The organism is Devosia sp., assembly GCF_017307495.1.
Taxonomy (GTDB): Bacteria; Pseudomonadota; Alphaproteobacteria; order Rhizobiales; family Devosiaceae; genus Devosia_A.
Window position 1 is genome coordinate 25,065 of sequence record NZ_JAFKHE010000012.1, and the last position, 23,554, is coordinate 48,618.

Annotated in this window: 34 protein-coding genes; 19 read left to right on the forward strand and 15 right to left on the reverse strand. The window is 65.7% G+C overall.

Features of this window, described 5'->3' with window-relative positions; all coding sequences use genetic code 11:
- Window positions 1-16: 16 nt before the first annotated feature.
- The 15 genes from J0I99_RS00570 to J0I99_RS00640 form a co-directional block, all read right to left on the reverse strand.
- The gene (locus tag J0I99_RS00570) at window positions 17-295 is read right to left on the reverse strand and encodes a hypothetical protein (RefSeq protein WP_291395147.1); all 279 of its coding nucleotides are present in this window, start codon (window positions 293-295) and stop codon (window positions 17-19) included.
- Window positions 295-516 (reverse strand): hypothetical protein, encoded by a 222-nt coding sequence (locus tag J0I99_RS00575; protein ID WP_291395148.1) that lies wholly within the window; start codon window positions 514-516, stop codon window positions 295-297. The genes J0I99_RS00570 and J0I99_RS00575 overlap by 1 nt, the downstream gene beginning before the upstream one ends.
- Window positions 513-1,418 (reverse strand): hypothetical protein, encoded by a 906-nt coding sequence (locus J0I99_RS00580; RefSeq protein ID WP_291395149.1) that lies wholly within the window; start codon window positions 1,416-1,418, stop codon window positions 513-515. Before J0I99_RS00580 ends, J0I99_RS00575 begins: the two co-directional genes overlap by 4 nt.
- 37 nt (window positions 1,419-1,455) lie before the next feature.
- Window positions 1,456-1,728 (reverse strand): hypothetical protein, encoded by a 273-nt coding sequence (locus tag J0I99_RS00585; protein ID WP_291395150.1) that lies wholly within the window; start codon window positions 1,726-1,728, stop codon window positions 1,456-1,458.
- 2 nt (window positions 1,729-1,730) lie between these two features.
- Window positions 1,731-2,459, reverse strand: a complete 729-nt coding sequence (locus J0I99_RS00590; protein WP_291395152.1) for a hypothetical protein — start codon at window positions 2,457-2,459, stop codon at window positions 1,731-1,733.
- Window positions 2,460-2,474: 15 nt separating this feature from the next.
- Window positions 2,475-3,257, reverse strand: a complete 783-nt coding sequence (locus J0I99_RS00595) for a hypothetical protein (RefSeq protein ID WP_291395154.1) — start codon at window positions 3,255-3,257, stop codon at window positions 2,475-2,477.
- Window positions 3,250-3,498 carry a hypothetical protein gene (locus J0I99_RS00600; RefSeq protein ID WP_291395156.1) on the reverse strand — a complete coding sequence of 83 codons (249 nt, stop codon included), beginning with the start codon at window positions 3,496-3,498 and terminating at the stop codon, window positions 3,250-3,252. The genes J0I99_RS00595 and J0I99_RS00600 overlap by 8 nt, the downstream gene beginning before the upstream one ends.
- Window positions 3,499-3,583: 85 nt before the next feature.
- Window positions 3,584-4,027, reverse strand: a complete 444-nt coding sequence (locus J0I99_RS00605) for a hypothetical protein (RefSeq protein ID WP_291395158.1) — start codon at window positions 4,025-4,027, stop codon at window positions 3,584-3,586.
- Between the two features lies 1 nt (window position 4,028).
- Window positions 4,029-4,262 (reverse strand): hypothetical protein, encoded by a 234-nt coding sequence (locus tag J0I99_RS00610; RefSeq protein ID WP_291395160.1) that lies wholly within the window; start codon window positions 4,260-4,262, stop codon window positions 4,029-4,031.
- Window positions 4,255-4,557, reverse strand: a complete 303-nt coding sequence (locus J0I99_RS00615; RefSeq protein ID WP_291395162.1) for a hypothetical protein — start codon at window positions 4,555-4,557, stop codon at window positions 4,255-4,257. Before J0I99_RS00615 ends, J0I99_RS00610 begins: the two co-directional genes overlap by 8 nt.
- Window positions 4,557-4,844: a hypothetical protein gene (locus J0I99_RS00620; RefSeq protein WP_291395164.1), complete on the reverse strand. Its 288-nt coding sequence runs from the start codon at window positions 4,842-4,844 to the stop codon at window positions 4,557-4,559. The genes J0I99_RS00615 and J0I99_RS00620 overlap by 1 nt, the downstream gene beginning before the upstream one ends.
- Before the next feature lie 3 nt (window positions 4,845-4,847).
- Complete coding sequence (locus J0I99_RS00625) at window positions 4,848-5,015, reverse strand: hypothetical protein (protein WP_291395166.1); 168 nt, start codon at window positions 5,013-5,015, stop codon at window positions 4,848-4,850.
- Between the two features lie 89 nt (window positions 5,016-5,104).
- The gene (locus J0I99_RS00630; RefSeq protein WP_291395168.1) at window positions 5,105-5,335 is read right to left on the reverse strand and encodes a hypothetical protein; all 231 of its coding nucleotides are present in this window, start codon (window positions 5,333-5,335) and stop codon (window positions 5,105-5,107) included.
- Window positions 5,335-5,484, reverse strand: a complete 150-nt coding sequence (locus J0I99_RS00635; RefSeq protein WP_291395170.1) for a hypothetical protein — start codon at window positions 5,482-5,484, stop codon at window positions 5,335-5,337. The genes J0I99_RS00630 and J0I99_RS00635 overlap by 1 nt, the downstream gene beginning before the upstream one ends.
- A gap of 130 nt (window positions 5,485-5,614) precedes the next feature.
- Window positions 5,615-6,166, reverse strand: a complete 552-nt coding sequence (locus J0I99_RS00640) for a hypothetical protein (RefSeq protein ID WP_291395172.1) — start codon at window positions 6,164-6,166, stop codon at window positions 5,615-5,617.
- 1,297 nt (window positions 6,167-7,463) lie between these two features.
- Between J0I99_RS00640 and J0I99_RS00645 the strand changes: the two genes are divergently transcribed.
- The 19 genes from J0I99_RS00645 to J0I99_RS00735 all read left to right on the forward strand — a co-directional run bounded on the left by J0I99_RS00645 (window position 7,464) and on the right by J0I99_RS00735 (window position 23,549).
- Window positions 7,464-8,156 carry a hypothetical protein gene (locus tag J0I99_RS00645; RefSeq protein WP_291395174.1) on the forward strand — a complete coding sequence of 231 codons (693 nt, stop codon included), beginning with the start codon at window positions 7,464-7,466 and terminating at the stop codon, window positions 8,154-8,156.
- A gap of 75 nt (window positions 8,157-8,231) precedes the next feature.
- A complete protein-coding gene (locus tag J0I99_RS00650; protein WP_291395176.1) occupies window positions 8,232-8,468 on the forward strand; it encodes a hypothetical protein in 237 nt (78 codons plus the stop codon).
- Between the two features lie 67 nt (window positions 8,469-8,535).
- Window positions 8,536-8,721: a hypothetical protein gene (locus tag J0I99_RS00655; RefSeq protein ID WP_291395178.1), complete on the forward strand. Its 186-nt coding sequence runs from the start codon at window positions 8,536-8,538 to the stop codon at window positions 8,719-8,721.
- Window positions 8,703-8,858, forward strand: coding sequence for a hypothetical protein (locus J0I99_RS00660; RefSeq protein WP_291395180.1), 156 nt, complete (start codon window positions 8,703-8,705; stop codon window positions 8,856-8,858). The genes J0I99_RS00655 and J0I99_RS00660 overlap by 19 nt, the downstream gene beginning before the upstream one ends.
- Window positions 8,855-9,067 carry a hypothetical protein gene (locus J0I99_RS00665; protein WP_291395182.1) on the forward strand — a complete coding sequence of 71 codons (213 nt, stop codon included), beginning with the start codon at window positions 8,855-8,857 and terminating at the stop codon, window positions 9,065-9,067. Before J0I99_RS00660 ends, J0I99_RS00665 begins: the two co-directional genes overlap by 4 nt.
- A gap of 5 nt (window positions 9,068-9,072) precedes the next feature.
- On the forward strand, window positions 9,073-9,618 hold the full coding sequence (locus tag J0I99_RS00670; RefSeq protein WP_291395184.1) for a hypothetical protein: 546 nt from the start codon (window positions 9,073-9,075) through the stop codon (window positions 9,616-9,618).
- On the forward strand, window positions 9,608-11,554 hold the full coding sequence (locus J0I99_RS00675; protein WP_291395186.1) for a terminase gpA endonuclease subunit: 1,947 nt from the start codon (window positions 9,608-9,610) through the stop codon (window positions 11,552-11,554). The genes J0I99_RS00670 and J0I99_RS00675 overlap by 11 nt, the downstream gene beginning before the upstream one ends.
- Window positions 11,554-11,766, forward strand: coding sequence for a hypothetical protein (locus J0I99_RS00680; RefSeq protein WP_291390724.1), 213 nt, complete (start codon window positions 11,554-11,556; stop codon window positions 11,764-11,766). Before J0I99_RS00675 ends, J0I99_RS00680 begins: the two co-directional genes overlap by 1 nt.
- A complete protein-coding gene (locus J0I99_RS00685) occupies window positions 11,763-13,376 on the forward strand; it encodes a phage portal protein (protein WP_291390723.1) in 1,614 nt (537 codons plus the stop codon). The genes J0I99_RS00680 and J0I99_RS00685 overlap by 4 nt, the downstream gene beginning before the upstream one ends.
- The gene (locus tag J0I99_RS00690; RefSeq protein WP_291390722.1) at window positions 13,373-15,424 is read left to right on the forward strand and encodes a prohead protease/major capsid protein fusion protein; all 2,052 of its coding nucleotides are present in this window, start codon (window positions 13,373-13,375) and stop codon (window positions 15,422-15,424) included. Before J0I99_RS00685 ends, J0I99_RS00690 begins: the two co-directional genes overlap by 4 nt.
- Window positions 15,425-15,508: 84 nt before the next feature.
- Window positions 15,509-15,853 carry a DUF2190 family protein gene (locus J0I99_RS00695; RefSeq protein WP_291395188.1) on the forward strand — a complete coding sequence of 115 codons (345 nt, stop codon included), beginning with the start codon at window positions 15,509-15,511 and terminating at the stop codon, window positions 15,851-15,853.
- Window positions 15,854-15,910: 57 nt separating this feature from the next.
- Window positions 15,911-16,357: a hypothetical protein gene (locus tag J0I99_RS00700; RefSeq protein ID WP_291390720.1), complete on the forward strand. Its 447-nt coding sequence runs from the start codon at window positions 15,911-15,913 to the stop codon at window positions 16,355-16,357.
- On the forward strand, window positions 16,354-17,112 hold the full coding sequence (locus J0I99_RS00705; protein WP_291390719.1) for a hypothetical protein: 759 nt from the start codon (window positions 16,354-16,356) through the stop codon (window positions 17,110-17,112). The genes J0I99_RS00700 and J0I99_RS00705 overlap by 4 nt, the downstream gene beginning before the upstream one ends.
- 96 nt (window positions 17,113-17,208) lie before the next feature.
- Window positions 17,209-17,742: a phage baseplate assembly protein V gene (locus J0I99_RS00710; RefSeq protein WP_291390718.1), complete on the forward strand. Its 534-nt coding sequence runs from the start codon at window positions 17,209-17,211 to the stop codon at window positions 17,740-17,742.
- Between the two features lies 1 nt (window position 17,743).
- A complete protein-coding gene (locus J0I99_RS00715) occupies window positions 17,744-17,974 on the forward strand; it encodes a hypothetical protein (protein ID WP_291390717.1) in 231 nt (76 codons plus the stop codon).
- Window positions 17,971-18,375 (forward strand): baseplate assembly protein W, encoded by a 405-nt coding sequence (locus tag J0I99_RS00720; protein ID WP_291390716.1) that lies wholly within the window; start codon window positions 17,971-17,973, stop codon window positions 18,373-18,375. The genes J0I99_RS00715 and J0I99_RS00720 overlap by 4 nt, the downstream gene beginning before the upstream one ends.
- A gap of 10 nt (window positions 18,376-18,385) precedes the next feature.
- Window positions 18,386-19,249 (forward strand): baseplate J/gp47 family protein, encoded by an 864-nt coding sequence (locus J0I99_RS00725; protein ID WP_291390715.1) that lies wholly within the window; start codon window positions 18,386-18,388, stop codon window positions 19,247-19,249.
- Window positions 19,249-20,361, forward strand: coding sequence for a phage tail protein (locus tag J0I99_RS00730; RefSeq protein WP_291395190.1), 1,113 nt, complete (start codon window positions 19,249-19,251; stop codon window positions 20,359-20,361). The genes J0I99_RS00725 and J0I99_RS00730 overlap by 1 nt, the downstream gene beginning before the upstream one ends.
- The gene (locus J0I99_RS00735; protein WP_291390824.1) at window positions 20,361-23,549 is read left to right on the forward strand and encodes a DUF4815 domain-containing protein; all 3,189 of its coding nucleotides are present in this window, start codon (window positions 20,361-20,363) and stop codon (window positions 23,547-23,549) included. The genes J0I99_RS00730 and J0I99_RS00735 overlap by 1 nt, the downstream gene beginning before the upstream one ends.
- Window positions 23,550-23,554: the final 5 nt, after the last annotated feature.

The window sequence follows — 23,554 nt, forward strand, 5'->3', positions numbered from 1 at the left end:
TTGATCTCTTTCGGTGTCATGATTGACGGTGTGGAGTGATGAGGCCGTCGCGGATCGCGGCGGCCATGAGCGCGTTGGTGATGCCCCTCGGGGCGAGCACGTCTTTGGCAAAGGCGTCGGACGGGCTTCGTCGGACTAGTCGGGCCCATATCCTGCCGTCCTGACGGGTCAGGACCCAGAGGCGGTCGCCGCCTCGGCGAGCCGTGTCGTCGAGGCGCAGCGTCCAGAAGCGGCCGTCGAAGGACACCTCGAAGGTGCTCTCCGGTCGGAAGGTCCGGGCACTGATCGTGACCATCACTTGCCGGTGTTGTTGGCGAAGGACTTCACGATGACCTCGGTCTTCACCTCGAGGACGTAAGCAGTCTTCACGCTGAGGACGCGGCAGATGCCCATAAACTCAACCGCGGCGTCCTCGCGGGTGGTTGCCAGCAAGTCGCGCTCTTCGATCTTGCCGTCGGGCTGGCCCGTATACATGCGGTAGGCGGGCTCGGTGGTGGGCTGGGCCGTCTGGCTCATGCGATGAAGGCTCCGATCTGGTCGAGGATGTCCTGCGCCTGCTTCTTGGTCTCGTCACGGGCGCGGTCGCTGAAGCGCAGGGTGTCAGCGTCGAAGCGTCCGAGCTTCTCGAGCTCGCCGGCGAGGCGGTCGAGCTCCGGGTTGCCGGTGATGTTGAGCGCCGGCATGATGGCGCAGAGGTCGCGGACGTTCAGCACCAGCGAGTCGCGGAAGGTGCCTTCTGCCCGGTCGCCCTTGCCGGTTGAGGGTTTGTAGGCGGTGAGCCGCTCGACCATGCGGGAGGCCACTTCGTGGATGCGCTCGTAGATGTTGCGCACCGCGTTGTTCGCGGCCGTGGTGATGCTCGTCTCGATCTCGCTGCGGATGGCAGCGGCCTGGTGCTCGCTCATCTGCACGCGGAAGTCGTCGGCCGAGGGCGCCGGCATGATGGTCATCTTCATGTCGAAGCGCTGGCGGATTTCCATCGCGAGGGGGAAGTCGCCCTGGTCGAACATGTCGCCCATGCGACGCTGCGCGTCCGCCTTGTAGGCGGGGTACTTGGCGATGAACTCGTCGACGGCCTCGAAGAACTTCGCCTTCTGCTTCTGGAACCAGGCCGAGTGCGCCATGAAGGCGTCGGCCTTCATGATGCGGCTGCCGTCGTTGAGCCAGGGCAGGGTGCGCTCGAGGAACTCCCCACGGGTGGCGCTGACCACCTTGTTGATGCCCTCGAGGGCTTCCTTGGGCAGCAGGTGCTTGTTGAAGTTGCCGGCATCCTTGGCGGCGTTCTTCTGGGCGGTGACCTCCTCTGTCACGCGGCGGTCGAGGCGCTGAGCCGACCACTGCGAGATGGTGAGCGACACCACCATCGCGCGGCTGGATAGCGCGTTGGAGACGGACAGGTTCGGGGAAAGCGCGTTCATGCGTAGGATCTCCTTGGTTGCATGATTGCAGGGGTAGTCAGCGGTTCACGAGGCGAGCGGCCTGGAAGATGACGTCGACGTCTTCTTCCCGGTAATCCTCGATCGCGGCGTGAGGGGGCGTCAGCTCCACTGGATAGGTGAAACCGTTGTTCGTGGAGGACTTGCCGAGGGGGTCTGTGGTGTGGACCCAGTCGACGATCGCGTGGGCGTACATCAAGTTCTCGGTGAGGCAGGCCGACATGGTGTCCGCCGCGTCATCGGGGTTCTCGGCATCGACGATGACGTAGATGCGGGAGATGTAACGGGGCATCGTCACACCTCCCAGAAGCGGGCGACAGCCCAGGCGGCGATCATCTCCTGCAGCGCGGCATCTACGGCCGAGGGTAGGGCGGCCAGGCGGGCGATGGTCTCTTCGTCCCGGAGCTCGCTTGCCCGGAAAGTTGCGGCGATCTCGATCACCGGCTCGTCGAACCGGCTGGCCCGGTCGGTCGTCCGGAGGTAGCTGATCTCGAGGCCATAGAAATAGCTGCCGCGTAACCACTCCGTTTCGGTTTCGTGGAAGTCCTGCTTGAGCTCGTCGGGGAGGTTGAGCAGCCAATTCCAAGCGTCGGCCTCTATGTCGAGGTCGACCTGGTGCTTGTCCTTGCCGAGCTTGTCGGCGGCGTACTCGTAGAGCGACCGCAGGTTCGGCGGGTTCCTGATTGCCTCATAGTCCTCGGCCATGCCGGGGGGGAGCTCGGCGTTCTCCACCCAGTAGCCAAGGGCGCTCATCTGCTGCTCTTCGGCGTAGTCTCGGAAGCGTGTGGGCAGGTAGCCCATCGAGAACGAGTTCCAGATGTCGCACTCGAAGTCGACCTGCCAGCCGCCGGACGTGTCGCTGTAGAGGTGGGTCTCGATGCGCTCGGGCGTGTGGCAGGTGACGACCTCGTCGCAGTTGCTGAGCTCATCGTGTAGGCGGCTGACCAGCCGCCAGCAGGCGTCATCGATCTCCCGGAATGGCTCCGGGATCTCCACATCGTGGTGGGGCGCGCGCTCTTCCATTGGTCTCTCCAGATGTCATGCTTGACGGGGGATGGTGAGGGACAGCTCACGAGGCAGCGGGATGGTGGGCTTGTCCTTGAGCCATGCGTTGATCTGCCACCGGGCCGCGTGCTTGGCCTCGGGCAGGCAGTGGTCGTCGTAGTCGCCGACGAAGCCCCAGCAGGCGTCCAGCTCCTCGCCCTCCTCGATCTCGTCGCCCTCGTCGTCGAGGGTCGGCGGACCAAAGAGGCGGTAGCCGTAGACGTTGCCGGTAGCCCAGTCGGAGTATTCCTTGACCTCGCCCTGCAGGAGCTTGCGGGCGCGCTCGATGGTCTCGGGGGTGACCTTGCCGTACTCTTTGGCGATGTCGGCGTAGGTGGCATAGACGAAGCCGGTCTCGCTGCAGGTCGCGGCGTAGCTGGCGGCGCAGATGCTGAGGTCGCCGTTGTAGCCAAGGTTCAGGCCGAGGATCAGGCAGCGCTCTTCGATATTGGCGAGCAATCTACCGGGGGCATCTTCGATGCGGCCCTCGAGCTCCCAGTCGGAGAGGTTGGCAAGGTCGTCGGTGGTCTCGTGCGGCTCGCGGTAGAGCCACGCGATTGCCCATTCGGCGATGTCTAGTTCAGTGGCGAGCCCGTACAGCCAGAGCGCGGGACTGCGGCCGGGCTGCTCATCGCCCATCGTGCGGCTGGGAGACCAACCGACCATCGTGCCGAGGTTGTCCCACTCGCGCGGGTTGTTGCCCGAGTCGTCGTCGTGGACGATCTCGAGGCGGAACCCGTGGCCGAGCTCCTCTTCATGCGGGATGTAGTCAGCCATTGGAAGCACCCTCCGCCCGGGTGCTAATTCGTGGCGGGTCGACGTCATCCATGTCGTCGAGGACGATGATGCAGGCGACCGCGTCGTGGGTGCGGTTGCAGCGGTCCTCTATGGTGAGGCCGGCCTCGATGCGCTGCACACTCGCGCCGGCAGCGAATGAGGTGGCGATGACGACGGCAGCCGATGCGACGAGGGCAGCGCGACGGCGCACCAGCTGCCGCTGGGTTGGGTAATAGGTCATGCGGTCTCCTGAGTGCCATGATTGGCGGGGGTAGGACGTGAGCGTCCTGTGCGACGCGCCACAGCGGGCGCGTCAGGCGGGGTGCTCACATGGAGTAGATGCGGCCGTCGTCGCCGACGTAGAGGCTCACCTCGCCGAAGCCTTTGGCGATCTTAGTCAACATGTCGCCGAGGGGGCCGGCCCAGTCGCCATCCCAGAAGCCGGCGCCGTGCCCGTTCCGGGTGAGCCAGAAGTCGTGACCGGCCACCTCTTCCGGGCCGCTGCCGCTGCTGGGTTTGCGGACCAGCACGCCGTCGCAGAGGGCGGTGCCGCACTTGGCGAGGAAGGCTTGGCAGTCTGCGATGGCCTCCGCGATTACGTCGGGGTGGAGGTCGTCGAGCTCGTAGTTGTCGTCGAGCGGCACGCCGCCGCTCTCGTCCGACTCGTCGTTGGAGGACCAGAGGGCGGTCACGAGGTAGGACCGGGTGAAGTCGTCGAGCGAGGCGACCAGTTCGATGCTGCGGGGGTCAGGTTCGGGCTTGTCGACCATGTCAGTCGGCCTTGCAAACGAGGCCGTCGGACATGGCGCCGGCGACGAAGTCGTCGAGGTAGCGCGGCTCGATGCAGAGGCTGCCACCGTACCACATGCTCTCTTCGCTGACGTGATCGTCAATCCAGGTGCGCGCCACATCGGTGACGGGGGTGCAGAGGACGATGGAGCCCATGAAGGCAAAGTCGAGGTCGCGTGGTGGCGGGGCGATGTCGAGGTCGAGAGGGTTAGCCATGAACGGTCTCCGGGGTGCCATGAGTGGCGGGGGTGAGAAGGGCGCGCTGCTCGCAGGCGTAGGCCAGAGCGGCGCGCAGGATGTCGGCCTTGATGCGGCCGCTGGTCATCGGTCGGTTACCGGTCCGGCCGAACAGGTGCCATTTGCGGGTGCTGGGTTGGCGCTCCACGATGCAGAGGCAAACGCGGCGCTGGGAGCTCTCGTAGTAGGCGATCTCGACGAGGCCGGACTTGTAGCGCTCCTCGATAATGTGGACGCCGCGCTCGACGCGGCGCTCGCTGAAGGCAACTGGCATTAGTCCTCTCCGTAGGCGGACGGGATGGGCGCCTGGGTGTGGGCGCAGGTGAGGGAGGTGTCCTCCCAGTTGATCTCGAGCGCGACGGGGAGCCACGACTGGTCGGGGTGGTTGCCGTCGCGCTCGTCGCGCAGGGCCTCGAGGATGAGGCGGCGCTCATCCTTCGCGGCCTCGAAGCTGAGGGCCTCGCCATCAGCCATGACGAAGTAGCAGGGATACCCGCCGGGCCAGGCGAAAGGGCCGTGGTGGGCCGCGCGGCGGAAATCTCCGATAGAGGCGATCTTCATGGGTCACCCGCGGCGCAAGGTCAGGACGCGGTCGCCGCAGGCGAAGGTGACCACGCCCCCGGGTGGAAGGGCGCGGACTTCGCGCAGCCTCTCTGCGGCCAGGTCGCAGGCGGTGGCGAAGCTGTAGCCAGCGCCGCGCATGATCGCGACGAGGCGGTCGGTGATAGTCATGGATGGTCTCCGATGGGCCATAATTGGCGGGGTGGGCGGAAGCGCCCAGTGCAGCGCGCGGGTTCCAGGCGCGCGCTAGGCTGGGGGTTTCAGCGGGGATATTGGGCGTCGACCTCGCAGTCATCGTAGGTCGCGCCGTAGGGGAAGATGGCGAGGCAGAGGTCGCCGTTGGGCAGGCGCACCCACATGAAGGGGGAGCGCCCGTCCCTGACGTCGTCGGGGTCGGCCAGCAACAGGACGCGATCGACCGACTTCTGACTGGCGGGGTGGATGTAGACCGCGCGCTCGTCGTCCTCGAGCTCGGTGATGTGGGGTTGCATCAGGCAGCTAGAAGCCGGCGGTCCTTGAGCTTTGCTGCATCGGCAGCCTTGCGGGCGAGGAAGTCGCGGGCTTCGCGCGCCAACTTCGCGTAGGCAGCCTCGTGCTGCTCGTCCTTGCGGGTGCGGAAGTATGGGTGGCGTGGGATCATCTCAGGTCTCCGTTGGGTGCCATAATTGGCGGGGTTCGGCCGTGCAGCCGTCGAGGCGGACGCCTAGCGTCCGTCCGGATGGGTGCAGGAAGTTGCACCCCCTCGCGGGGAGGGGGTGCCTGGGGCGGGATTAGGCGGCGGCCTTCTCGGCGGCGGCCTTGGCCTTGTTCTTCGCGCGGCCTTCCTTGGAGGTGTTGACCTCGACCACGTTCTTGCCAGTCAGGACGCCTTCGGCCTCGACCAGCAACTGGTAGGCCTTGACGTGCTGGGTGTGCGCGCCGGCCTTCTCGGCGGCCTTGAGAAGGGCGGCCAGCTTCGCCGCGAGGTCGAACTCGTTCTTCGAGCCGGTCGCGTCCGGCTTGTAGTCGAGGACGGGGCAGGCCGCCGCGCTTTCGAGGTCGCCCTTGGCGGCCTTGTTGAAGGCAAAGGTCACCTTGCCGGTTTCTTCGTCGGTGTTGACCTTGACCTTGCCGAAGGCCTTCGCCCATGCGGCGATCGCGGCCTTCGTCACCTTGCCGCCGATAGCGTCATAGAGGCGCTGGAGGGGGCGGACGTCGCCGCTGGTTTCGACCAGCGCGAGGCAGGAATAGGCGACCGTGTGGAGCTGGCCGCCGAACTTGGCGCCTGCCTTCACAACCGAGTTGATCGCGACATTGAGCTTGTTGGAAGCGATAACCTGCATTTCGTATCTCCGAAGTTGCCATAATTGGCGGGGGTTCCGGGCACTTGCCCGGCGAAGCGCGCGGGGTGCGCGCTTGGCGGGGCAGTGTCAGAACCGCCGGGGATTGAACCCCCCGGCGGTCGGTTTCTCTTAGGTGCCATGTTTGGCGGGATTTCAAATTCACACTCTTGCGCAAGCCCGCGGCCTACCACCGCGTTCGGATTTTTGCGTTCAGCCGTTGTGCTGCTACCCGTCACCCCCTCTCACGGGGTGGCGGGTTCCAGTGCCAGAACCTGACCAGCCTAATCGGCAAAGGTCAGTTGCGCTTTTCCCATCGGCTTTGCCGCCTCAACTTGCCCGGTTTGCGTTGTCAGCGCTTGCCGTTCTAGTCCGCCTGTTAAGGTCTAGTGCCGCGTAACCCCCTCGGGTCTCCCCCTAGCCGTTCGGACTAGGACGCTTGCACTATTGAGCCTAGCCGTTCGGGCCGCCCAAGGTGCCGGATTGTGTAATCAGCGTTCCGTCTACGCCGCTTCCCTAAAGGTCGCCCTATTCACGATGTATAAAACACTCCCCTTTCGGCGAGTAGGCGGGGGTTAATCACTGGGTGGCGGCGTCTCCGTTTGCGTTTCGATGGGAGGGTTATAACCCGCAACTTTTGCGCGATGCAACCCCCTAAATCGCAGATTTTGCGTTTTGTGGTTCGGCCATATGGAAAGCGCTGCAAATCCAATGGCTTATGCATGGCGCATAAAATGCTTTGCAGGGGTTTACACGCACCGAATAGGCGAGTCACACAAGCGGCGAAGCGTGAAAAGCGAATCGCAAAACCAGCGATTCGCACCCCCGCAACCCCCTTCCGATCAATCCCCCGCCCGTTGGGGTGCGTTACCAGGTAAATACCCCCGGCGGGGTGCGCACCCTATCGCACCCTTGCCAGCGCACCCCCGCAACGCGCCCCGCGCCTATGGTGACGGGTTGCCAGTGTCTCGCCTGATGCATCGCCTAGCAGGGGGAAGGCAGGGGAAGGGGAAGGGAAGGCAGGGGGAGGGGGTGCCACCCCCGCAACGCGGGGGGAGGGTGCCACCCCGCGACCCTAAGCGGAAACCGCGCGCCTTGCGCCTTGCGCGCCTATAGCAAGCGCCATGCCAGTTAACATGTAACGCGACCGCCACCCCCGCGCGACCACCCCCGGCCTTGGGTCCTTCCTAGGGGGTGGGGCACCGCGGGCTGGGCGCAGCGCATTGAATGAGAGGTTTTCGACCTCAAAAATTGACGGTTCGCGTTCGTTTTTGGCGAGAAACACGCAAAGGAGCTCGAGATGCAGGTCGTTGTGACCAAAAAGCTCACGAACTTCGTGCGTTTCCAGGACATTCCGAGGCTCATTTCCCGCCCAAACTTCCGTTTGGAGCTGCATCGAGGGGTCATCGACGCGGGCCGGAAAACACGAACTCAGGTCCAGCGGGCCGTCGCCCAGCAGATGGCGGTCACCGCCGGCGGCTACCGGGGTTACGTGGTGCCCAATATGAGGGGCATCTCGAAGCCCTCGGACCTCAGTTTCACCATCCGCGGCACCGGTAAGGGCTCGCCGATCGAGACCTACAAGGGGCTCCGGGCTCTCTCCCCGAGGGGGAAGGTAGCCGCAGCCATGAACAAGGGCCGCTCCGGCGTCGACAAGGGCTTCGTCCGGTCGGGCGTCTGGAACAGCCCGCGCACCTTCAAGCGCTCCTTCGCCCAAGGCGGTGGGTTCTTCGCCCTCGTCCCCGCGAAGGGCGCGTCGGGGCGCCTGCCCAAGGCGTTCTGGACCTACGGCCACAAGCCGACCCAGCCGCGTGACGCTCAAGGCCGGTTCGGCGCCAGCGGGCACGCCGGGTTCAAGATCCGCAAGCTCTACGGTCCGGCGCTGGGCAAGGAACTCGACAAGGATCAGTCGCTCCAGACCTTCCTGACGTTCGGCCCGGCCGAGCTCGAGGTGCAGGTGACCAAGCGCATCGCGAAACTGATCCGTTACTGATCCCTGGCCGGTGAGCCGTCCAGGCGATGGCGGGCGCGCACCTCGCGCTCGTCGCCTCCAACCAAGGAACGTCCAATGAAGAAGCTGTTTGCCGCCCTCGTGGCGGTGGCGGCGCTGGCAGTCACGACCTTCGTGACCGGGCTGGTGACCGCCGAGGTCGCCGTCGCCGCTCCCCTCGTGTCCTGCTCGACCGCCCACCCCGTGAAGTGGGACCGCCCCGGCGGCTACTGCGAGCAAGTGCGCGATCTGAAGTCGATGGCGAGCCAGGTCGACAAACACAAGCACGATCCCAAGCCCGCGCTGCAAACCTAGCGACCGATCAGCAGCACCCCGGCAGGTCCGGGGTGTCACTGATCGGTTACGCGAGGAAGGAAACGCCATGCGCCCCGAACTGAACGACCCGCCGCCCTCGTGGCAGCAGCTGGTCATCACGATCGCGGTGGTCGTCGGCATCCTCGCCGGCGTCGCTGCGATCATCTCCAGCGTCGTGCTGTTGCAGCGCACATGCGCGGTCTACGACCTGACCGGCGAGGAGGCCCGATGCAAATGGAGCGGTCGCCTCTGAGCTTCGTGATCCGCTGGGGCGCCTGGCTCAGTGAGCCGCGCAACCTGCAGACGTACCTGATGCGGACGAGGGATCGCTACCCGAGCCTCCGGCCTGATGTCGGCGTCAGCCACCGCGGCAGGATGACCTTCCGATGATCTTCGGCCGCACCAGCGCAGAGCTGAAGGAATGGCGCCGGCGCTTCGCGCTGCTGCCGATCCTGTTGAACGACGGGCGCGTGCTGTGGCTCCAGCACTACCACGAGCGCTGGCGGCGGAACGCTGCCGGCTTCTCCTGGCTCGAGCAGAGTGTCGAGCCATATTCCGACCCCCCGGCGCCGACCACCCCGCCGCCGCTGATTAGGTAGACCGCATGGCAGCAGCACCAAAGACCACCAAGCCCCGGCCGCGCGAAACCAAGCAGGCGGAGCGGCTCTCGGAGTTCGTCAACCAGAAGGACTTAGCGAAGGCGCTCAGCCTCTCCGACCGCCGGGTGCAGATCCTGCTGAAGGAGGGCGTGCTCGTCGCCAGGAGCCGGTCAAGCTACCCGCTCGTGGAGAACTACGCCCGATATGTGGCCTTCAAGGAGAAGGCGGCGGCCGAGAAGGCAGCGCCGGCGGCGGCGGATGGGCTCCGCACCAAGCGCGAGGAGCAACTCGCGATCCGAATTGGCCGTGAAGACCGGCAGCTCATCACCCTCACCGAGGCGATGGAGTTCGTCGACAACATCTGCGGCCGCTTCCTGCAAACCATCTCCGGCCTGCCGGCGCGGCATACCCGCGACCTGGCCGAGCGGAAGCGTCTCGAGGCTACCTGCGACGATGTCCGACAAGAACTTTCCGATGATTTCGGCAAAGAGCAGCGAGCTCTCCGCACGGGTGTGCCGGTTGCTGAAGCCGCCGACGAGGATGACGCCTGACGAGTGGGGCGCCAAAAACCGCGTCTACCCGCCGACGTCCGGCATGCCCGGGCCGCGTAACCCGAAAGTTACGCCATACATCCTCGCTTTCGAGCGCGCCGTCGACGCCCGCACGCACAAGCGCGTGGTGCTGGTGATCTCGGCGCAGTCGGGGAAGTCGGAGGCGCTGCTCGACATCATCGGCCAGCGCATGGATACCTCGCCGATCCCGATGCTCTACCTCGGGCCGACGAAGCAGTTCATCACCGAGCAGTGGGAGCCCCGCATCATGGAGCTCCTCGACGGCGCCAAGGTGCTGTCGCGCAAGGTTACGCGCGGCCGCACGATGAAGAAGACGCTCAAGAAGATCGGCGGCGTGCCGCTGCGTCTCGCCCACGGCGGTTCGTCCTCTGCCCTGAAGTCCGACCCCTTCGGCCTCGCCCTCACGGACGAGGCGGACGAGCTCATGAGCAACGTCAAGGGCGCCGGTAACCCGATCGATCTCGTGGACATTCGCGGCGACACCTACGCCGACTTCGTCCACGCCATCGTGTCGACCCCAAGTGAGGGCCCGAACGAAGTGGAGCGTGACCCCGAGAGTGGCCTGGAGTTCTGGCAGAACGACCTGGCCGAGGACGTCAAGTCCACCATCTGGAAGCTCTGGCTGTCCGGCACCCAGTACCACTGGGCGTGGCCGTGCCCGCATTGCGAGGACTACTTCATCCCGCGCTTCAAGGATCTCCGCTGGAAGAAGCCGAAGAGCGACACGGGCAAGGAGATGGCCTCCGACCCGGTGATGGCGAAGCGAACAGCTCACCTGTCGTGCCCGTGCTGCGGCACGGACATCTACCAGGACGAGCTGATCGGCAACCAGAACACCAAGGAGTGGATGAACGAGCGCGGCGTCTTTGTCGCGCCGGGGCAGCACATCCTCCCTGACGGGACGGTGGTGGGCGACCCGCCCGAGCGGGAGACGATCTCGTTCTGGGTGTCTGGCCTGGCCTCGCCCTTCAAGTCGTGGGGCGATCGTGCCGAGCGGTACGTCACCGCCGTGTTGTCGAAAGACCCTGCCGCAATCCAGGCGGTGGTGAACGGCGGTTTCGGGGAGCTCTACAGCCCGACCGGCGGCGTGGTGCCTGACTGGTCCGAGGTCGCGAAGCTGCGCTCCAAGGAGTACGTCTCCGGCCAGGTGCCCGGGTCCGCCCGCATCCTGACCATGACGGTCGACGTGCAGAAAAACGGCATGTTCTACACCGTCCGAGGATGGGGCTCCCGCGGGCGCTCCTGGCTCGTGGAGGCGGGCTTCCTTCAGGGCGAGACGGCCGACGAGGCTGTCTGGGAGACGCTCGAGGGGATGATCTACGATACCTACGACGGTATCCCCCTGCGGCTCTGCCTCATCGACGCCGGCTTCCGCCCCGGCAAGAAGGACGAGGTTCCTCTGAACCGCGTCTACGAGTTCGCCCGCAAGCACAAGCGCATCGTCCGAGCGACGAAGGGCTCCTCGACCGCGATGGTTCGACCGATCGTCAGCTCGGCGATCGACGTGAACAAGAACGGCGAGGTCATCCCGAACGCCCTTGAGCTGTTCCGCCTCGACACCGACTACTTCAAGCGGTGGGTGCAGGAGCGGTTGCGCTGGGATCCCGAACAGCCCGGTGGATGGGCGCTGCCCGGCGACGTTAGCGATGACTACTGCCGGCAGATGGTCTCGGAAGCGAGGGTAAAGAACGCCTCGGGCAAGGCCGTCTGGATCCAGAAGTCGAAGGACAACCACTACTTCGACTGCGAGGCGATGCAGGCCGCCGCCGGCACCATGCTCAACGTCATCAAGCTCCGCGACGACGCTCCGCTCCCCGAACGAGGGGGCGCCGAGAAGCCGCGGCGCAACCCCGAAACCCAGCAGACCTCGACCGGCCGCTCCAGCGGTTGGCTCGACGGCGGGAGCATCTGGTAATGGACCTTGCAGAGATGCAGGAGATGCTGGCCGAGCTCCAAAGGGCTCGTTTCAGCGGCGCTCGGCGCGTCAAGTTCCGGGAACGGGACGTCGAATACAAGTCCGACGCCGAGATGGCGAAGGCGATCAGTGCCCTCAAGGCTGAGATCAACAAGCTCTCGCCGCCCCCCAGCTCCTCGCTGGCTGAGTTCGATGGAGGTTTCAACTCGTGAACTTCCTCGAAACTGCCATCTCGGCGGTGGCGCCCGGCTGGGCGCTCCGCCGCGAGGTGTCGCGTCAGCGCATGGAGATCCTGCAAGGTCTCCGCGCTTACGACGGTGCCGCGCAGGGCCGTCGCCTCAAGAACTGGAACGCCAGTGGCACCGACGGCGATGCGGAAATCTCGGCCAACGCCGACCGCCTCCGCAACCGTGCCCGCGACCTAGTCCGCAACAACCCGCACGCCGCCAAGGCGGTGACGATCCTGGCCGACAACCTGGTTGGCGAGGGCATCATCCCCCGCGCCAACACGGGCGACCCGGAGAAAGACAAGGAGATCAACGCCCTCTTCGACAACTGGTCGAAGAAGTGCGACCTGGCCGGCATGGCGACCTTCTACACGAAGCAGTACCAAGCTGTTCGCGGGATGGTCGAGGGCGGCGAGATGCTCGCCCGCAAGCAGGTCTACCGGCCGAAGATCGTCGACCCGGATAACCCGCTCGTCGGCCTGCAAATCCAGCTCCTCGAGCCGGACTTCCTCGACACGACGAAGACGTCGGCGAAGGGCAAGCAGAGCGTCGTCTCGGGCATCGTCTTCGATCAGAAGGGCGCTCGCCTGGGCTACTGGCTGCGCTCGAAGCACCCGGGATCGTCCAACACCCAGGGCGGTTCCACCGAGAGCACCCTGGTTAAGGCCGACGAGATCGCGCACCTCTACGAGGCGCAGCGTCCCACCATTCGCGGCGTCACCTGGCTGGCGCCGGGCATCGTCACGATGCGTGACGCCGACGAGTACGACCAGGCGGAGCTTGTCCGAAAGAAGATCGAGGCCTGCGTGGTCGCGATCGTCACCCCCGGCGAGGACGATCCCAACGACACCGGCATCACCTCGAAGGTGACCGATGCCAACGGCAACGTCCTCGAGCGCTTCGAGCCGGGCGTCATCGCCTACTCTCGTGGCGGCAAGCAGATCAACTTCAACAACCCTTCGGTGTCGGCCGGCTACGAGCCGTTCACCCGGACGATGTTGCGGAAGATCGCCGCCGCCCTGCGCATCCCCTACGAGTTCCTGACGGGCGACCTCTCGACGGTCAACTTCTCGTCGGCGCGCGTGGGGATCATCGAGTTCCGCCGCTTCGTGCGGGCCATCCAGCAGCACTTCATCATCCCGATGTTCTGTCAGCCCATTTGGGACTGGTTCATCGAGACGGCGCAGCTGCAGGGCCTGATCGAGGACGGCGTGACCATCCCCGTGAAGTGGGTGCCGCCGAAGTTCGAGTTCATCAACCCGATCGACGACGTCAAGGCCGACATCCTCGCCATCCGCGCAGGCCTGAAGTCGTGGCGGGACGTGGTCTCCTCGTATGGGTACGACCCCGACGAGGTGGCCTCGGAGATCCAAGCGATCAACCTGCTCCTCGACGAGTACGGCATCATCCTCGACAGCGACCCCCGCTACACCACGCAGCAGGGGCTCATGCAGCAGTTCGAGAAAGAACTCGACCAGGAGGGCGATGTCGTCGCTCCCGCGGACGAGGGAGCGGCCAAGAAGCCGGCCGCCAAGTCCTCCACCAAAGCTCCGGCTGCGAAGCCGGCAGCAAAGAAGAAGGCAACCGCAAAATGACTAAGCCGAAGAAGAGCACGCGCGTCGAGAACGGACGCCTTGCTCTCGAGGTCCGGTCCGACAGCGTCAACGTTGATGCCCGCACGGTGGAAGTGATCTTCGCCGCCGGCGCGGCCGTCAAGCGCTGGAGCTGGGACGAGGGCTTCTTCATGGAGGAGCTCTCGATGGACCGCGCCGCTGTCCGTCTCGAGCGCCTCAACGCCGGCGCAGCGTTCCTCGATACCCACGACAGCTGGTCGATGGGCTCCCGCCTCGGGGCGGTGGTGCCCGGCTCGGCCCGCATCGAGGGCGGCAAGGGCTACGCGACGGTGAAGTTCTCCCGCAGCGACGAAGCCGAACGGATCCTCCAGGACACCCGCGACGGCATCCCGCTGCTCATCAGCGTTGGCTACAAAACCCACCGCTACGAGAAGATCGAGGGCGACGGCGAGAAGCTGCCGATCCTCCGCGCGACGGACTGGGAACCCATGGAGCTCTCCGCGGTCCCCATCCCGGCCGATCCTGGCGCGCACGCTCGCTCCGAGCCCAAGGATGACGTCTACGACGTCGAAGTCGTCACCAGGGACGACACCACCGAGACCGCGGCTGCGGTCGAACCCAAGGAAGAGACTATGACCCCTGAAGAGATCGCGGCCGCCGAAGCGGCTCGCGTCGCCGCCGCTGCTGCCGCTGCCCCGGCGCCCGTCGTCGAGACCCGCGCTGCCCCCGTGGTTGTGCCGGCCCCGGTCGCGGCCCCGGCTCCGGTCGCGGCTCCCGCTGTCGATGTCGACGCCATCCGTGCTGCCGAGACCGCCCGCGTCTCGACCATCATGCAGCTGTCCGCCCGTCACGGTCTGACCGACGCCGTTCGCGACGCCGCCATCAACGGCAACACCGACGTGCAGTCGTTCCGCAATGCCATCCTCGACGGCATTGAGGCCCGCCAGTCCCGCCAGCCGACCGCTCCGATGGTTGACGCCACCGTGCGCGACTCGCAGCAGGACGAGGTCACCACCCGCCGCGATGCGATGACCAACGCGCTGCTGAACCGCTCGGCTCCGGGCCGCCACAAGCTGTCCGACGCCGGTCGCCAGTACCGCGGCCTGTCCCTGATCGAGATGGCCCGCGAGGCTCTCCGCGAGCAGGGCGAAAACACAAAAGGCATGACCTACGACGAGATCGCTCGTCGTTCCTTCATGTCGACCTCTGATTTCCCCATCATCCTTGAGAACGTCACCAATCGAACCCTCCTTACGGCCTATGAGACGTTCCCTCAGACTTTCAAACCGTTTTGCCGGCAGGGGAGCGCGCGCGATTTTAAGGAGATGAGCCGCGTTCGCCTGGGCGGGGCCGGGGAACTCCTCAAGGTCAACGAAAGTGGTGAGTTCAAGCGCACGAGCCTCAAGGAAGGTAAGGAAAAATATGCGATCGCCACCTATGGGCGCATAGTTTCCATCACCCGACAGGTTCTGATCAACGACGATCTTGGCGCCCTTACCGATCTGCCTAGCCAGTTCGGTCAGGCAGTATCAAATCTCGAGTCCGACACCGTTTGGGGTCTTATTGTCGGGAACGCTAAACTGTCTGACGGCAAGGGTGTGTTCCACGCAGATCACGGAAATTTGGCGGCAGGCGGCAATCCCTTCGGAGTTGACGGCATCGCTGCCACCCGCTTGCTGATGACCAAGCAGGTGGACATTGACGGAAAGACGCAGCTGAACTTGAGGCCCAGTTTCCTGCTGGCCCCGTCTGACCTTGAGCTGAAGGTTGAGCAGCTGTTGGGGTCCTTCCAACCTAACCAGCCGGGAAATGTCACCCCAGAGTCGATGCGCAAGCTCACTCCCATCATCGAGGGAAGGCTGTCCACCGCGAGCCCCAGTGCCTACTACCTCGTTGCTGACCCAGCACAAGTGCCCACCATTGAATACGCTTATCTGGAAGGCAACGAGGGGCCCTATACGGAAAGCCGCCTCGGCTTTGACGTGGACGGTCTTGAGGTAAAAGTCCGGCTCGATTTCGGTGCCGCGCCGCTGGACTTCCGCGGCTTCGTCAAGAACCCGGGCGCGTAAGGGTCTCTCCGGCCACCCACTGACAACAAAATGGGGCTCCTTCGGGAGCCCTTTCGTTTTCCAGCAACCTCACGAGAGGACAACATGAAAAACTTCATTCAGCCGGGGAACGTGCTCACCGTTACCGCCCCGGCAGGCGGGGTCGAGAGCGGCGCCGGCCTCCTGGTTGGCTCGCTCTTCGGAATTGCCAACGGCAACGCCGCCGAGGGCGAGGATGTCGAACTGTCGCTCACCGGCATCTACGAGCTCCCGAAGGTCTCGGCCCAGGCCTGGACCCAGGGCGCCAAGCTCTACTGGGACAACGCCACCAAGCTGGTGACCACCGCGGCCGCCGCTGGCGCCAATGCTCTGATCGGCGTCGCTGCCAAGGCAGCTGCGAACCCCTCCGCCACCGGCGAGGTCCGTCTGAGCGCCGGTTTCACGATCTAATCGGGCAGGGCAGGGTGGTTCGCCATCCTGCCCCGCTCGCATTTTCAGGAGGTGCCGATGTCAGCCTTCAAGCGCCTGGACAAGATGGTGTCGAACGCCGTCGACCGCGTGAACAAGGAGCGCTTCCGCTGGATCCCCATGCGCGACAGCGCCGACCCCAACGGCCGCCGGCGCGCTGACCTCGACCGGGCGATGCGCGACGATTTGTGGGGCATCTTCGACTACACCAGCGCCGAGTACGGCCTCGAACTCGGCGTCCGCAAAAGCTACCGCGAAGCCAACGACCTTCGCGCCGTGTCGGTCGGCCGCAAGCCGGTGATCTCGATCGACCGCAAGTATTTCCCCGACCCGCTCCTCGAGCCTCGCCAGGGCGACCTGATCGAGATGCTGAACGACGACGGGACGCCACAAGCCGACCTCCCGCAGTTCGAGGTCATGGACAACCAGCGCGATGGGCAGAGCCGCATGGAGCTCCGCCTCGTGCAGCGAGGGCAGCAGGCATGAGCCTCAATCGTCTCGTACTCCGGACGGCCGGCGTCACGGCGCTCAACAACTTCGGCGTTGGGCCGTTCCCGACCCTCGCCGGGCCGCACATCTACGACTCGAAGATCGAGCCGGTCGACAGTGTCGACAAGGACGTGGCCTACCCGATGTGCGTGATCTACACGGACTATGACCGGAACGCGGTGGCGCACCGGGAGCTTACCGAGCCCCGCTCGCTGACGATCACCTTCGAGCTGCTGATCGGCATCCTCTCGCGGGACGACCAGACGCCGAACTACACGCTGAACATGCCGGTGACGGACAGTGAGCTCGAGGCGTCGCTCGACATCTTCGAGTTCCAGATCTTCGAGGCGCTGCGCGCCGACAACGCGGCGGCGAACGTGTTCCGGACGATTTGCTACGGCCCGAAGCAGATCACCAGCCGTCGTGGCGCGACAACTGAGGGCGGCACCAAAATCGCCGCCCGGCAGGTTACATACGAGGCTGACTGCCTGCCTGAACCGTCGGCTCCCACGGTGCCGTCGTGGATGGCCCCGTTCCTCGACCAGCTCGAGGCCTCGGACGGTTTCGACGGCATCGGCGAGCAGCTGCAGGCACTCTACGCCGGCGGCGCAGCGGTAACCGAAATGGATCGGATCGCGCGCACCCTCGGGTGGTCGCGCGACACTTATGAACGGCTCGGCTACCCGCCGAAGCCGTTGGTGATGCTGGGCACTCCGGTGACCTGGCTCAACCAGCACGGCCAACCCCTATAGCGCGCGGTCCCCAAGCCCTGCGCGCTGTGCGCGGCGGCGATCTCGGCTCCCGTTTCCTGGCCTAGAGGTCGTCGCCGCAGCAATTTGGAGCCCGACATGGACATGTTCGGACGCCTCCTCGACCGCATCGCGTCGTTGGAGGCTGAGGTCGTTCGACTGCAGCGACGCGTAAACAACACGTTTCGCGAGGCTCGGGTCGAGGAGCTCTACCCCAGCGAGGGGTTGGCGAGGGTGAGCGCCCACGGCGCGAGCTCGAAGAAGGTGCCCTGGCTGCAGCGCGCCGGCGACATCCGCGACTGGGATCCTCCCACCGTGGGTGAGCGGGTGATGCTGATCTCCCCCACCGGCGAGCCCGGCAAGGGGCTGATCCTCCCCGGCGGCTACAGCAGCCAGTTCCAGCAGCCGCACGACAAGGGCGGCGAGGCGAAGCGAGTGGTCGGGGACACCTCCGACCTCTGGACCTCGGATACCCGGGTCATCGAGTCGCCGCGGATCATCCTCCGCGGCAAGGTCACAATCGAGGGGCCGTGCGTCACGCACAACGGCATCGACATCGGCAGCAGCCACCGACACCAGGACGTCATGCCTGGCCCGGCGCTCACCGGCCTCTCAATTCCGAAGGACTGCTGACATGCAGAAGATCAACTACCAGGTCATGACCGGCGACGCCGACGGCCTCAACTGGATCAACGACCAGCAGGTGCGGGTCGGCCAGACGGTGAAGCTGACCGTCGAGGAGGCCAAGTACCTCGAGATGACCGGCCAGGTCGAGAAGTCCCGCGATCTAGGCGCGCAGAAGGCCAAGGCCACCAAGGCTAAGGTCGCTGAGGCTGCGCCGCCGGCGGAGGTCGTGAAGGAGTGAGCTCCGTCGGGATCGACCGCAACACTGGCGCCGTCCTCGTCGGCTGGCCCCATGTGGCGCAGTCGATCGTGACGATCGTCACCACGGAACTCGGGGAGCGCGTCCAGCGCCGTGACTTCGGCTCCAACGTTCCCGGCCTGATCGACAGGCCGCAGAACGAGGAGACGCTCCTCGAGTTCTTTATCGCTATTGCCGAGGCCCTCGAGCCCCGGCAGGTGCGTAACTCGATCTACGGCGAGCCCCGCTTCCAGATCGAGCAGATCTTCGTCGACGTGGATACGCCCGGCGAGCTCATCGTCTCGATGACCGGGACGTACCTGCCGGACGGGCACACGGGAAAGGTGGCGGGAGCGTCCCGCCAGACCCTTCGCATCCCGATCGCGGCCGCCGACCTCAACTAAGGATCGAACAATGACCACGCTGCCCGAGGCGCTGGCCGGCTTGCCGCTGCCTGGCGTCATCCAAGAGATCGACTACGAGGCGCGGCTCGCGCTGTTCGTCGAGAAGCTGGTCGCCCTCTTCGCCGACGTAGGGATTACCTACGACGTCGGGGGCCTCGAGGCTGATCCCGCCAAGATCCTCCTCGAGGCCGCCACCTATGCTGACGTGTTGCTCCGGCAGCGCATCAACGAAGCCGTGCGCGCGAACCTTCTGGCGTTCGCCTACGGCTCCGACCTTGACCACCTGGCCGCCTTCTACGAGGTGGTTCGGCTCTTCCAGGAGAGCGACGAGCGCCTGCGCGAGCGGGTGATCCTCGCCATCCAGGGCCGGTCCACCGGAGGCACCGAACCTCGCTACAAGTATGTGGCGATGACCTCGGACGTGCGCGTTGCTGACGCGGCCGTCTACACGGTCGGCCGTGATCCGACCATCCAGGTCGCGATCTTCAGCACCGAACCGAATGGGGTTGCCAGCGCGGGCTTGCTTACCGCCGTGGATGCTGCCCTTCAGGATCCGGCGGTGCGGATGGTGAACGACCGCATCGTCGTCGCGGGCGCGGTGAAGCACGCCGTCAACGTCGTCGCGAATGTCTGGCTGCTGCCGAGCGCGGCCCCGTCGGTCGCCACCGGCCTCGAGGCCATCGTTCGCAGCGAATGGGACAAGGTCGACACCCTCGGGTTTGACCTCGCGCGGTCCTGGCTGACCGCCAAGCTGATGCAGCCCGGCGTGCAGCGCGTCGAGATCGTCGCGCCCGCGGCGGACATCTCGGTCCCGTTCAATGAGGCCGCCTCGCTCGGGACCGTCACGATCAACAACATGGGACGTGGGTTCTGATGCTCAAGCAGCTTCTTCCGACGAACGCGACCCAGTGGGAGGAGGCGTTCGCTGATGCCTTCGACACGGTCGCCGACGTGGAAGCGTCGATCAATGCGATCCGCGGAACGAAGCTCGTCTCGCCGCCCGCGTCCTTCCTGCCGTTCCTCGTCTATGAGTACGGCCTGGGCGAGCTCCGGCCGTATGTGCCGAACCTGTACGACCTGATCGACCAGGGCATTGACTGGCAGCGCATCCGAGGGACGCACGCCGCGGTCGCGATGGGGCTGGGCTTCATCAGCTACATCGCTGCGATCGAGGAGGCGCTGGCGCGCCGGCGGTTCTGGAACTCCTTCCAGCTCCGGTTCCCCACGCTGCCCGCGGCCGATGCCCCGGACCTCGACCGCATCGACGGCATCGCGACGCTGTCTGTGCCAAAGCGGTCCATCTTCCGCCGCGGCGTCCACTACTACGACGTGGGGCCGCTGGTCGCTGACGGCGGCACGAAGCTGGACGGCTCTCGCCTTGAGGCCGAGAGCGGCGTGCGACTGCGTGAGGGCGGCCCGCTGTGGTCGTTCGGCCGCCCCCAGGAGGCGTCGCATCAGCTTACCCAGGCCGAGGGCGAGAGCGTCGACAATTGGCTCGCGCCGGTCGGCGAGGATCTGACCTGGGTGGACCTGAGCTACCCGTGGACAGAGGCCACGTTCCCGTGGACCGCGAACGGCGTCGACGCGCGAGCCGCCAACCTGGCGGCGTGGTTCCTCAATCGAACCGGCTATGTCGTTCTCAAGGGGGCAGGCGGGGTGATCGGCTATCGCCGGCTCCGCTGCGCCCATCCGGTCGAGAACCACCTCGCCGGCATCTACACCGTCGGCGGCATCAAGTACTTGCCGACCCTCGCTGGCCGTCGCGTCTACCTCGCGGCCCTCACCGGGTTTGGTGATGGGACAGGGCAGGTCGCCACGTCCGTAGGCCTCGCCTTCAACGTCGAGCTCGCGGTCGGAGTGCCGGCCGGGCGCCTCTGGCTCGAGCCGGACGACGTCGTCGCAGCCGACGAGATCGCCACCACCATCGTCAACATCCCGCTGCGGCCAACCGTGCGGGAGGACATCAAGTTTCTTCTGAGGTTCTGATGGCTCACGAGCACGAAAGCGGCATCCCCGGCGCCTATGACCGGTCCGCCGGCAAGAACGAATGGCAGGGCGTCACCTTCGTCGGCGACCGCGACGTTCAGGCCGCCGAGCTGAACGAAGCGCAGACGATTGCCCGGCAGCGTCATAACCGCGTCGCCAGCCTCGTCGCCAAGGACGGCGACCGGATCGAGGGCGCGGCAGCAGTCGTCGACGTCGATGCGGGCTCTGTGCTGCTGACGCCCGGCAAGCTGTTCATCGGCGGCGACGTGCTGCCGGTTGCGCTCGCCACGCTCTATACCGTGCCGATGACCGGCCGCGTTGAGATCGGCGTGCGGGTCACCAAGGTCTGGATCGACCATGAGGATGACCCGTCTCTGCTTGGCATCGTTCCGGGCACCCTCAGCGAGGGTGAGCCCGGTGCCGCGCGTGAGAAGGTGACGATCGCGTGGGGGCTGAGCGGCGGAGCTAGCGAGCTGCCCTTCGTCCTCGTCTACACGCTCCTCGACGGCGTGATCGTCGACCAGACGCCTCCGCCCTCGCTGAGCGGCATCAACCAGGTGATCGCGCTCTACGATCGCGAGTCGCACGGCCACTACATCGTCGAAGGCTGCCGCGTCACTGCACTCGGCAAGTCCGGAGGCGACCAGGTGTTCTCTATCCAGGAGGGCATCGCCAACATCTTCGGCTACAAGCGCTCGCGCGCCGCGGCCTTGCGACACGAGGAGTTGGAGGAGTGGGACATCGGCGAGGTGGCGGCCGAGAGCCACACCTTCGTCGGGGCGACGCCCAACGTCTTCACCACTTCGCGCTTTCCGATCGCCGGCGTAGGCACGGTGCTGGTGACGAAGCGCAAGACGGTTTCGGTTACCCGCGGCATCACGGTCCACGGCGCCGACCTTCTCCCGGACAGCTCGATCGTGGAGATCGAGAGCGTCGTCCAGGGGGGCACCACGTTCGTCGAGACCACCTCGTGGATCAAGACCGGCGACCAGGTCGACTGGTCGCCAGCCGGCGCCGAGCCGGCCGTCTCGTCCCAGTATGACGTGACGTACCTGTATCGCGCCGTGGTTGTGCCCAGCAGCTTCGACGACTTCACCATCACGATCGCCGGCGGCGTCGATGGGACCGAAGTGCTCCTCGCCTACGACCACAAGCTGCCCCGCATCGACCGCCTGTGCCTCAACCAGCTCGGCGAGTCGGTGTACGTGAAGGGCGTCTCGGCGCAGGCCTTGGACAAGGCCCTGCCGCCGATCCCTCCCGGCGACCTGCTGCCGCTGGCCCAGATCAAGAACAGCTGGGTCGGCAAGCCGGAGGTGGAGAACGACGGCGTCTACCGCCGGACCTACGAGCAGATCGACCGCATGGCGCGTGTCCTGGAGAACCAGGTGCGCCTCGTGCAGCTCGAGCGCATCAAGTCCAGCATCGACGCCCGTGAGCCGACCGCCAAGAAGGGGACGTTCGTCGACCCCTTCTTGAACGACTTCTACCGCGACGCTGGCGAGGTCCAGACCGCAGCGGTGGCGGACGGCTTCATGGAGCTGGCGATCGTGCCGACCTTCTACCAAGCGGCCTTGTCGGCGCCGGTGATGCTCGACTGGGTCGAGGAGGTGATCATCACGCAGGAGCTCCACACCTTCTGCGAGAAGATCAACCCGTACCAGAACTTCAACCCGATGCCGGGCGCTCTGTCGATCGAGCCGGCCGCGGACTTCTGGACGATCCAGCAGACCGACTGGGCCTCGCCGGTGACGCAGGAGTTCAACCGGGGCCTGCGCCGGGACGGTCCGCTCACGGTCACCACCACCACCACGCAGGTGCTGGGCGAACGCGAGCAGCTGATCGAGTTCCTGCGCTCAATCCCGATCGACTTCACGATCAAGGGTTTCGGCCCCGGTGAGATCTTGCAGTCGCTCACCTTCGATGGCGTCGACGTGAAGCCCCCGGGCGTCATCACGGCCGACGGCAACGGGGAGATCACCGGCACCTTCGTCATCCCGTCGAACATCACCGCCGGCACCAAGGCGGTCGTGGCGACTGGGATGGCATCCGGTGAGGCGCGGACCTTCTTCGTCGGCCAGGGCACAATCGAGATCACGACCATGCGTCGCGTCACCACGATCGAGCGCTGGCGGCGGCCGCCCGAGGAGAGCAGCAGCAGCAGCGGAAGCAGCGACCCGCAGGCCCAGACCTTCACGGTAGTGGAGGCCCGCCAGCTGGTCGGCGTCGACGTCAAGCTCTGCGCGATCGGCGACCAGAACAACTCGTTGCTGATCCAGCAGGTGCTCGTCGAGAACGGCATCCCGACAGAGGACGTCATGGCAGAGGCCTTCGTGTCGATGCTTGGCGCCACCTCTGGCTGGAAGTCGGCCCGGTACAACTTCCCGGTGCTGACGCTCCCGGCGCCCGATGCCGCCATCGTGGTCAAAACCGACGATGCGAACCACTCGCTCGCGATGGCTCGCCTCGGCGACTTCGATGCGGTGAACCAGAAGTGGGTGGGTGCGCAGCCATACTCGGTTGGCGTCAACCTCTCGTCGGCGAACGCAAAGACCTGGACGCCTCACCAGGAGCGTGACCTCACGTTCCGGGTGGTCGCAGCCAAGTTCACCAACCCGGGCTTCACCAAGACGGTGCCGCTCGGGTCCTTCAACCTGGTGGATGCTAGCGACCTTCAGGTCCGCGCCGTCGTCGAGCTCCCCTCGGCGGCATGCTCTGTGGTGTTCGAGATCGTTCGGGCAAACGGTGAGATCTGGCGGGTTCTTCCCTTCCAGGTGCTCCAGCTGACCGAATACATCACCGAAACCGTGCAGCTGCGGGCGGTGCTCAAGGGCACCGAGAAGCTCTCGCCGGTCCTCTACGCGCCGGTGTGGTTCGTCGCCGGCAAGATCGCCGCGAGCGGCACCTATGTTTCCCGAGCCTTCAACCTGGGTTCGGTGGTGAAGCTCACGTCGTACATGAAGGCTTTCCTTCCCGCCGGCGCCACGCTGACGGCCCAGTACGACAAGGCGGACGACAACTGGCAGGCCCTGCCGACCGTCGCGACCGAAGTCCTCAGCTTCCCCGGATGGGTGGAGCGGAAGATGGAGGCGACGGGCATCAACGCAGTCCAGGGGCGCCTCAAGTTCACGATCACCGGCGGGCCAGCAGCCCGGCCGCTGTTCGGGGATCTGGGCGCTGCCGTCATGTAAGAGGG

What these genes read in the sequence shown, in the direction of transcription:
- J0I99_RS00570 (WP_291395147.1), bottom strand. Translation starts at nt 295, where the DNA reads ATGGTCACGATCAGTGCCCGGACCTTCCGACCGGAGAGCACCTTCGAG.
- J0I99_RS00575 (WP_291395148.1), bottom strand. Translation starts at nt 516, where the DNA reads ATGAGCCAGACGGCCCAGCCCACCACCGAGCCCGCCTACCGCATGTAT.
- J0I99_RS00580 (WP_291395149.1), bottom strand. Translation starts at nt 1,418, where the DNA reads ATGAACGCGCTTTCCCCGAACCTGTCCGTCTCCAACGCGCTATCCAGC.
- J0I99_RS00585 (WP_291395150.1), bottom strand. Translation starts at nt 1,728, where the DNA reads ATGCCCCGTTACATCTCCCGCATCTACGTCATCGTCGATGCCGAGAAC.
- J0I99_RS00590 (WP_291395152.1), bottom strand. Translation starts at nt 2,459, where the DNA reads ATGGAAGAGCGCGCGCCCCACCACGATGTGGAGATCCCGGAGCCATTC.
- J0I99_RS00595 (WP_291395154.1), bottom strand. Translation starts at nt 3,257, where the DNA reads ATGGCTGACTACATCCCGCATGAAGAGGAGCTCGGCCACGGGTTCCGC.
- J0I99_RS00600 (WP_291395156.1), bottom strand. Translation starts at nt 3,498, where the DNA reads ATGACCTATTACCCAACCCAGCGGCAGCTGGTGCGCCGTCGCGCTGCC.
- J0I99_RS00605 (WP_291395158.1), bottom strand. Translation starts at nt 4,027, where the DNA reads ATGGTCGACAAGCCCGAACCTGACCCCCGCAGCATCGAACTGGTCGCC.
- J0I99_RS00610 (WP_291395160.1), bottom strand. Translation starts at nt 4,262, where the DNA reads ATGGCTAACCCTCTCGACCTCGACATCGCCCCGCCACCACGCGACCTC.
- J0I99_RS00615 (WP_291395162.1), bottom strand. Translation starts at nt 4,557, where the DNA reads ATGCCAGTTGCCTTCAGCGAGCGCCGCGTCGAGCGCGGCGTCCACATT.
- J0I99_RS00620 (WP_291395164.1), bottom strand. Translation starts at nt 4,844, where the DNA reads ATGAAGATCGCCTCTATCGGAGATTTCCGCCGCGCGGCCCACCACGGC.
- J0I99_RS00625 (WP_291395166.1), bottom strand. Translation starts at nt 5,015, where the DNA reads ATGACTATCACCGACCGCCTCGTCGCGATCATGCGCGGCGCTGGCTAC.
- J0I99_RS00630 (WP_291395168.1), bottom strand. Translation starts at nt 5,335, where the DNA reads ATGCAACCCCACATCACCGAGCTCGAGGACGACGAGCGCGCGGTCTAC.
- J0I99_RS00635 (WP_291395170.1), bottom strand. Translation starts at nt 5,484, where the DNA reads ATGATCCCACGCCACCCATACTTCCGCACCCGCAAGGACGAGCAGCAC.
- J0I99_RS00640 (WP_291395172.1), bottom strand. Translation starts at nt 6,166, where the DNA reads ATGCAGGTTATCGCTTCCAACAAGCTCAATGTCGCGATCAACTCGGTT.
- J0I99_RS00645 (WP_291395174.1), top strand. Translation starts at nt 7,464, where the DNA reads ATGCAGGTCGTTGTGACCAAAAAGCTCACGAACTTCGTGCGTTTCCAG.
- J0I99_RS00650 (WP_291395176.1), top strand. Translation starts at nt 8,232, where the DNA reads ATGAAGAAGCTGTTTGCCGCCCTCGTGGCGGTGGCGGCGCTGGCAGTC.
- J0I99_RS00655 (WP_291395178.1), top strand. Translation starts at nt 8,536, where the DNA reads ATGCGCCCCGAACTGAACGACCCGCCGCCCTCGTGGCAGCAGCTGGTC.
- J0I99_RS00660 (WP_291395180.1), top strand. Translation starts at nt 8,703, where the DNA reads ATGGAGCGGTCGCCTCTGAGCTTCGTGATCCGCTGGGGCGCCTGGCTC.
- J0I99_RS00665 (WP_291395182.1), top strand. Translation starts at nt 8,855, where the DNA reads ATGATCTTCGGCCGCACCAGCGCAGAGCTGAAGGAATGGCGCCGGCGC.
- J0I99_RS00670 (WP_291395184.1), top strand. Translation starts at nt 9,073, where the DNA reads ATGGCAGCAGCACCAAAGACCACCAAGCCCCGGCCGCGCGAAACCAAG.
- J0I99_RS00675 (WP_291395186.1), top strand. Translation starts at nt 9,608, where the DNA reads ATGACGCCTGACGAGTGGGGCGCCAAAAACCGCGTCTACCCGCCGACG.
- J0I99_RS00680 (WP_291390724.1), top strand. Translation starts at nt 11,554, where the DNA reads ATGGACCTTGCAGAGATGCAGGAGATGCTGGCCGAGCTCCAAAGGGCT.
- J0I99_RS00690 (WP_291390722.1), top strand. Translation starts at nt 13,373, where the DNA reads ATGACTAAGCCGAAGAAGAGCACGCGCGTCGAGAACGGACGCCTTGCT.
- J0I99_RS00695 (WP_291395188.1), top strand. Translation starts at nt 15,509, where the DNA reads ATGAAAAACTTCATTCAGCCGGGGAACGTGCTCACCGTTACCGCCCCG.
- J0I99_RS00700 (WP_291390720.1), top strand. Translation starts at nt 15,911, where the DNA reads ATGTCAGCCTTCAAGCGCCTGGACAAGATGGTGTCGAACGCCGTCGAC.
- J0I99_RS00705 (WP_291390719.1), top strand. Translation starts at nt 16,354, where the DNA reads ATGAGCCTCAATCGTCTCGTACTCCGGACGGCCGGCGTCACGGCGCTC.
- J0I99_RS00710 (WP_291390718.1), top strand. Translation starts at nt 17,209, where the DNA reads ATGGACATGTTCGGACGCCTCCTCGACCGCATCGCGTCGTTGGAGGCT.
- J0I99_RS00715 (WP_291390717.1), top strand. Translation starts at nt 17,744, where the DNA reads ATGCAGAAGATCAACTACCAGGTCATGACCGGCGACGCCGACGGCCTC.
- J0I99_RS00725 (WP_291390715.1), top strand. Translation starts at nt 18,386, where the DNA reads ATGACCACGCTGCCCGAGGCGCTGGCCGGCTTGCCGCTGCCTGGCGTC.
- J0I99_RS00730 (WP_291395190.1), top strand. Translation starts at nt 19,249, where the DNA reads ATGCTCAAGCAGCTTCTTCCGACGAACGCGACCCAGTGGGAGGAGGCG.
- J0I99_RS00735 (WP_291390824.1), top strand. Translation starts at nt 20,361, where the DNA reads ATGGCTCACGAGCACGAAAGCGGCATCCCCGGCGCCTATGACCGGTCC.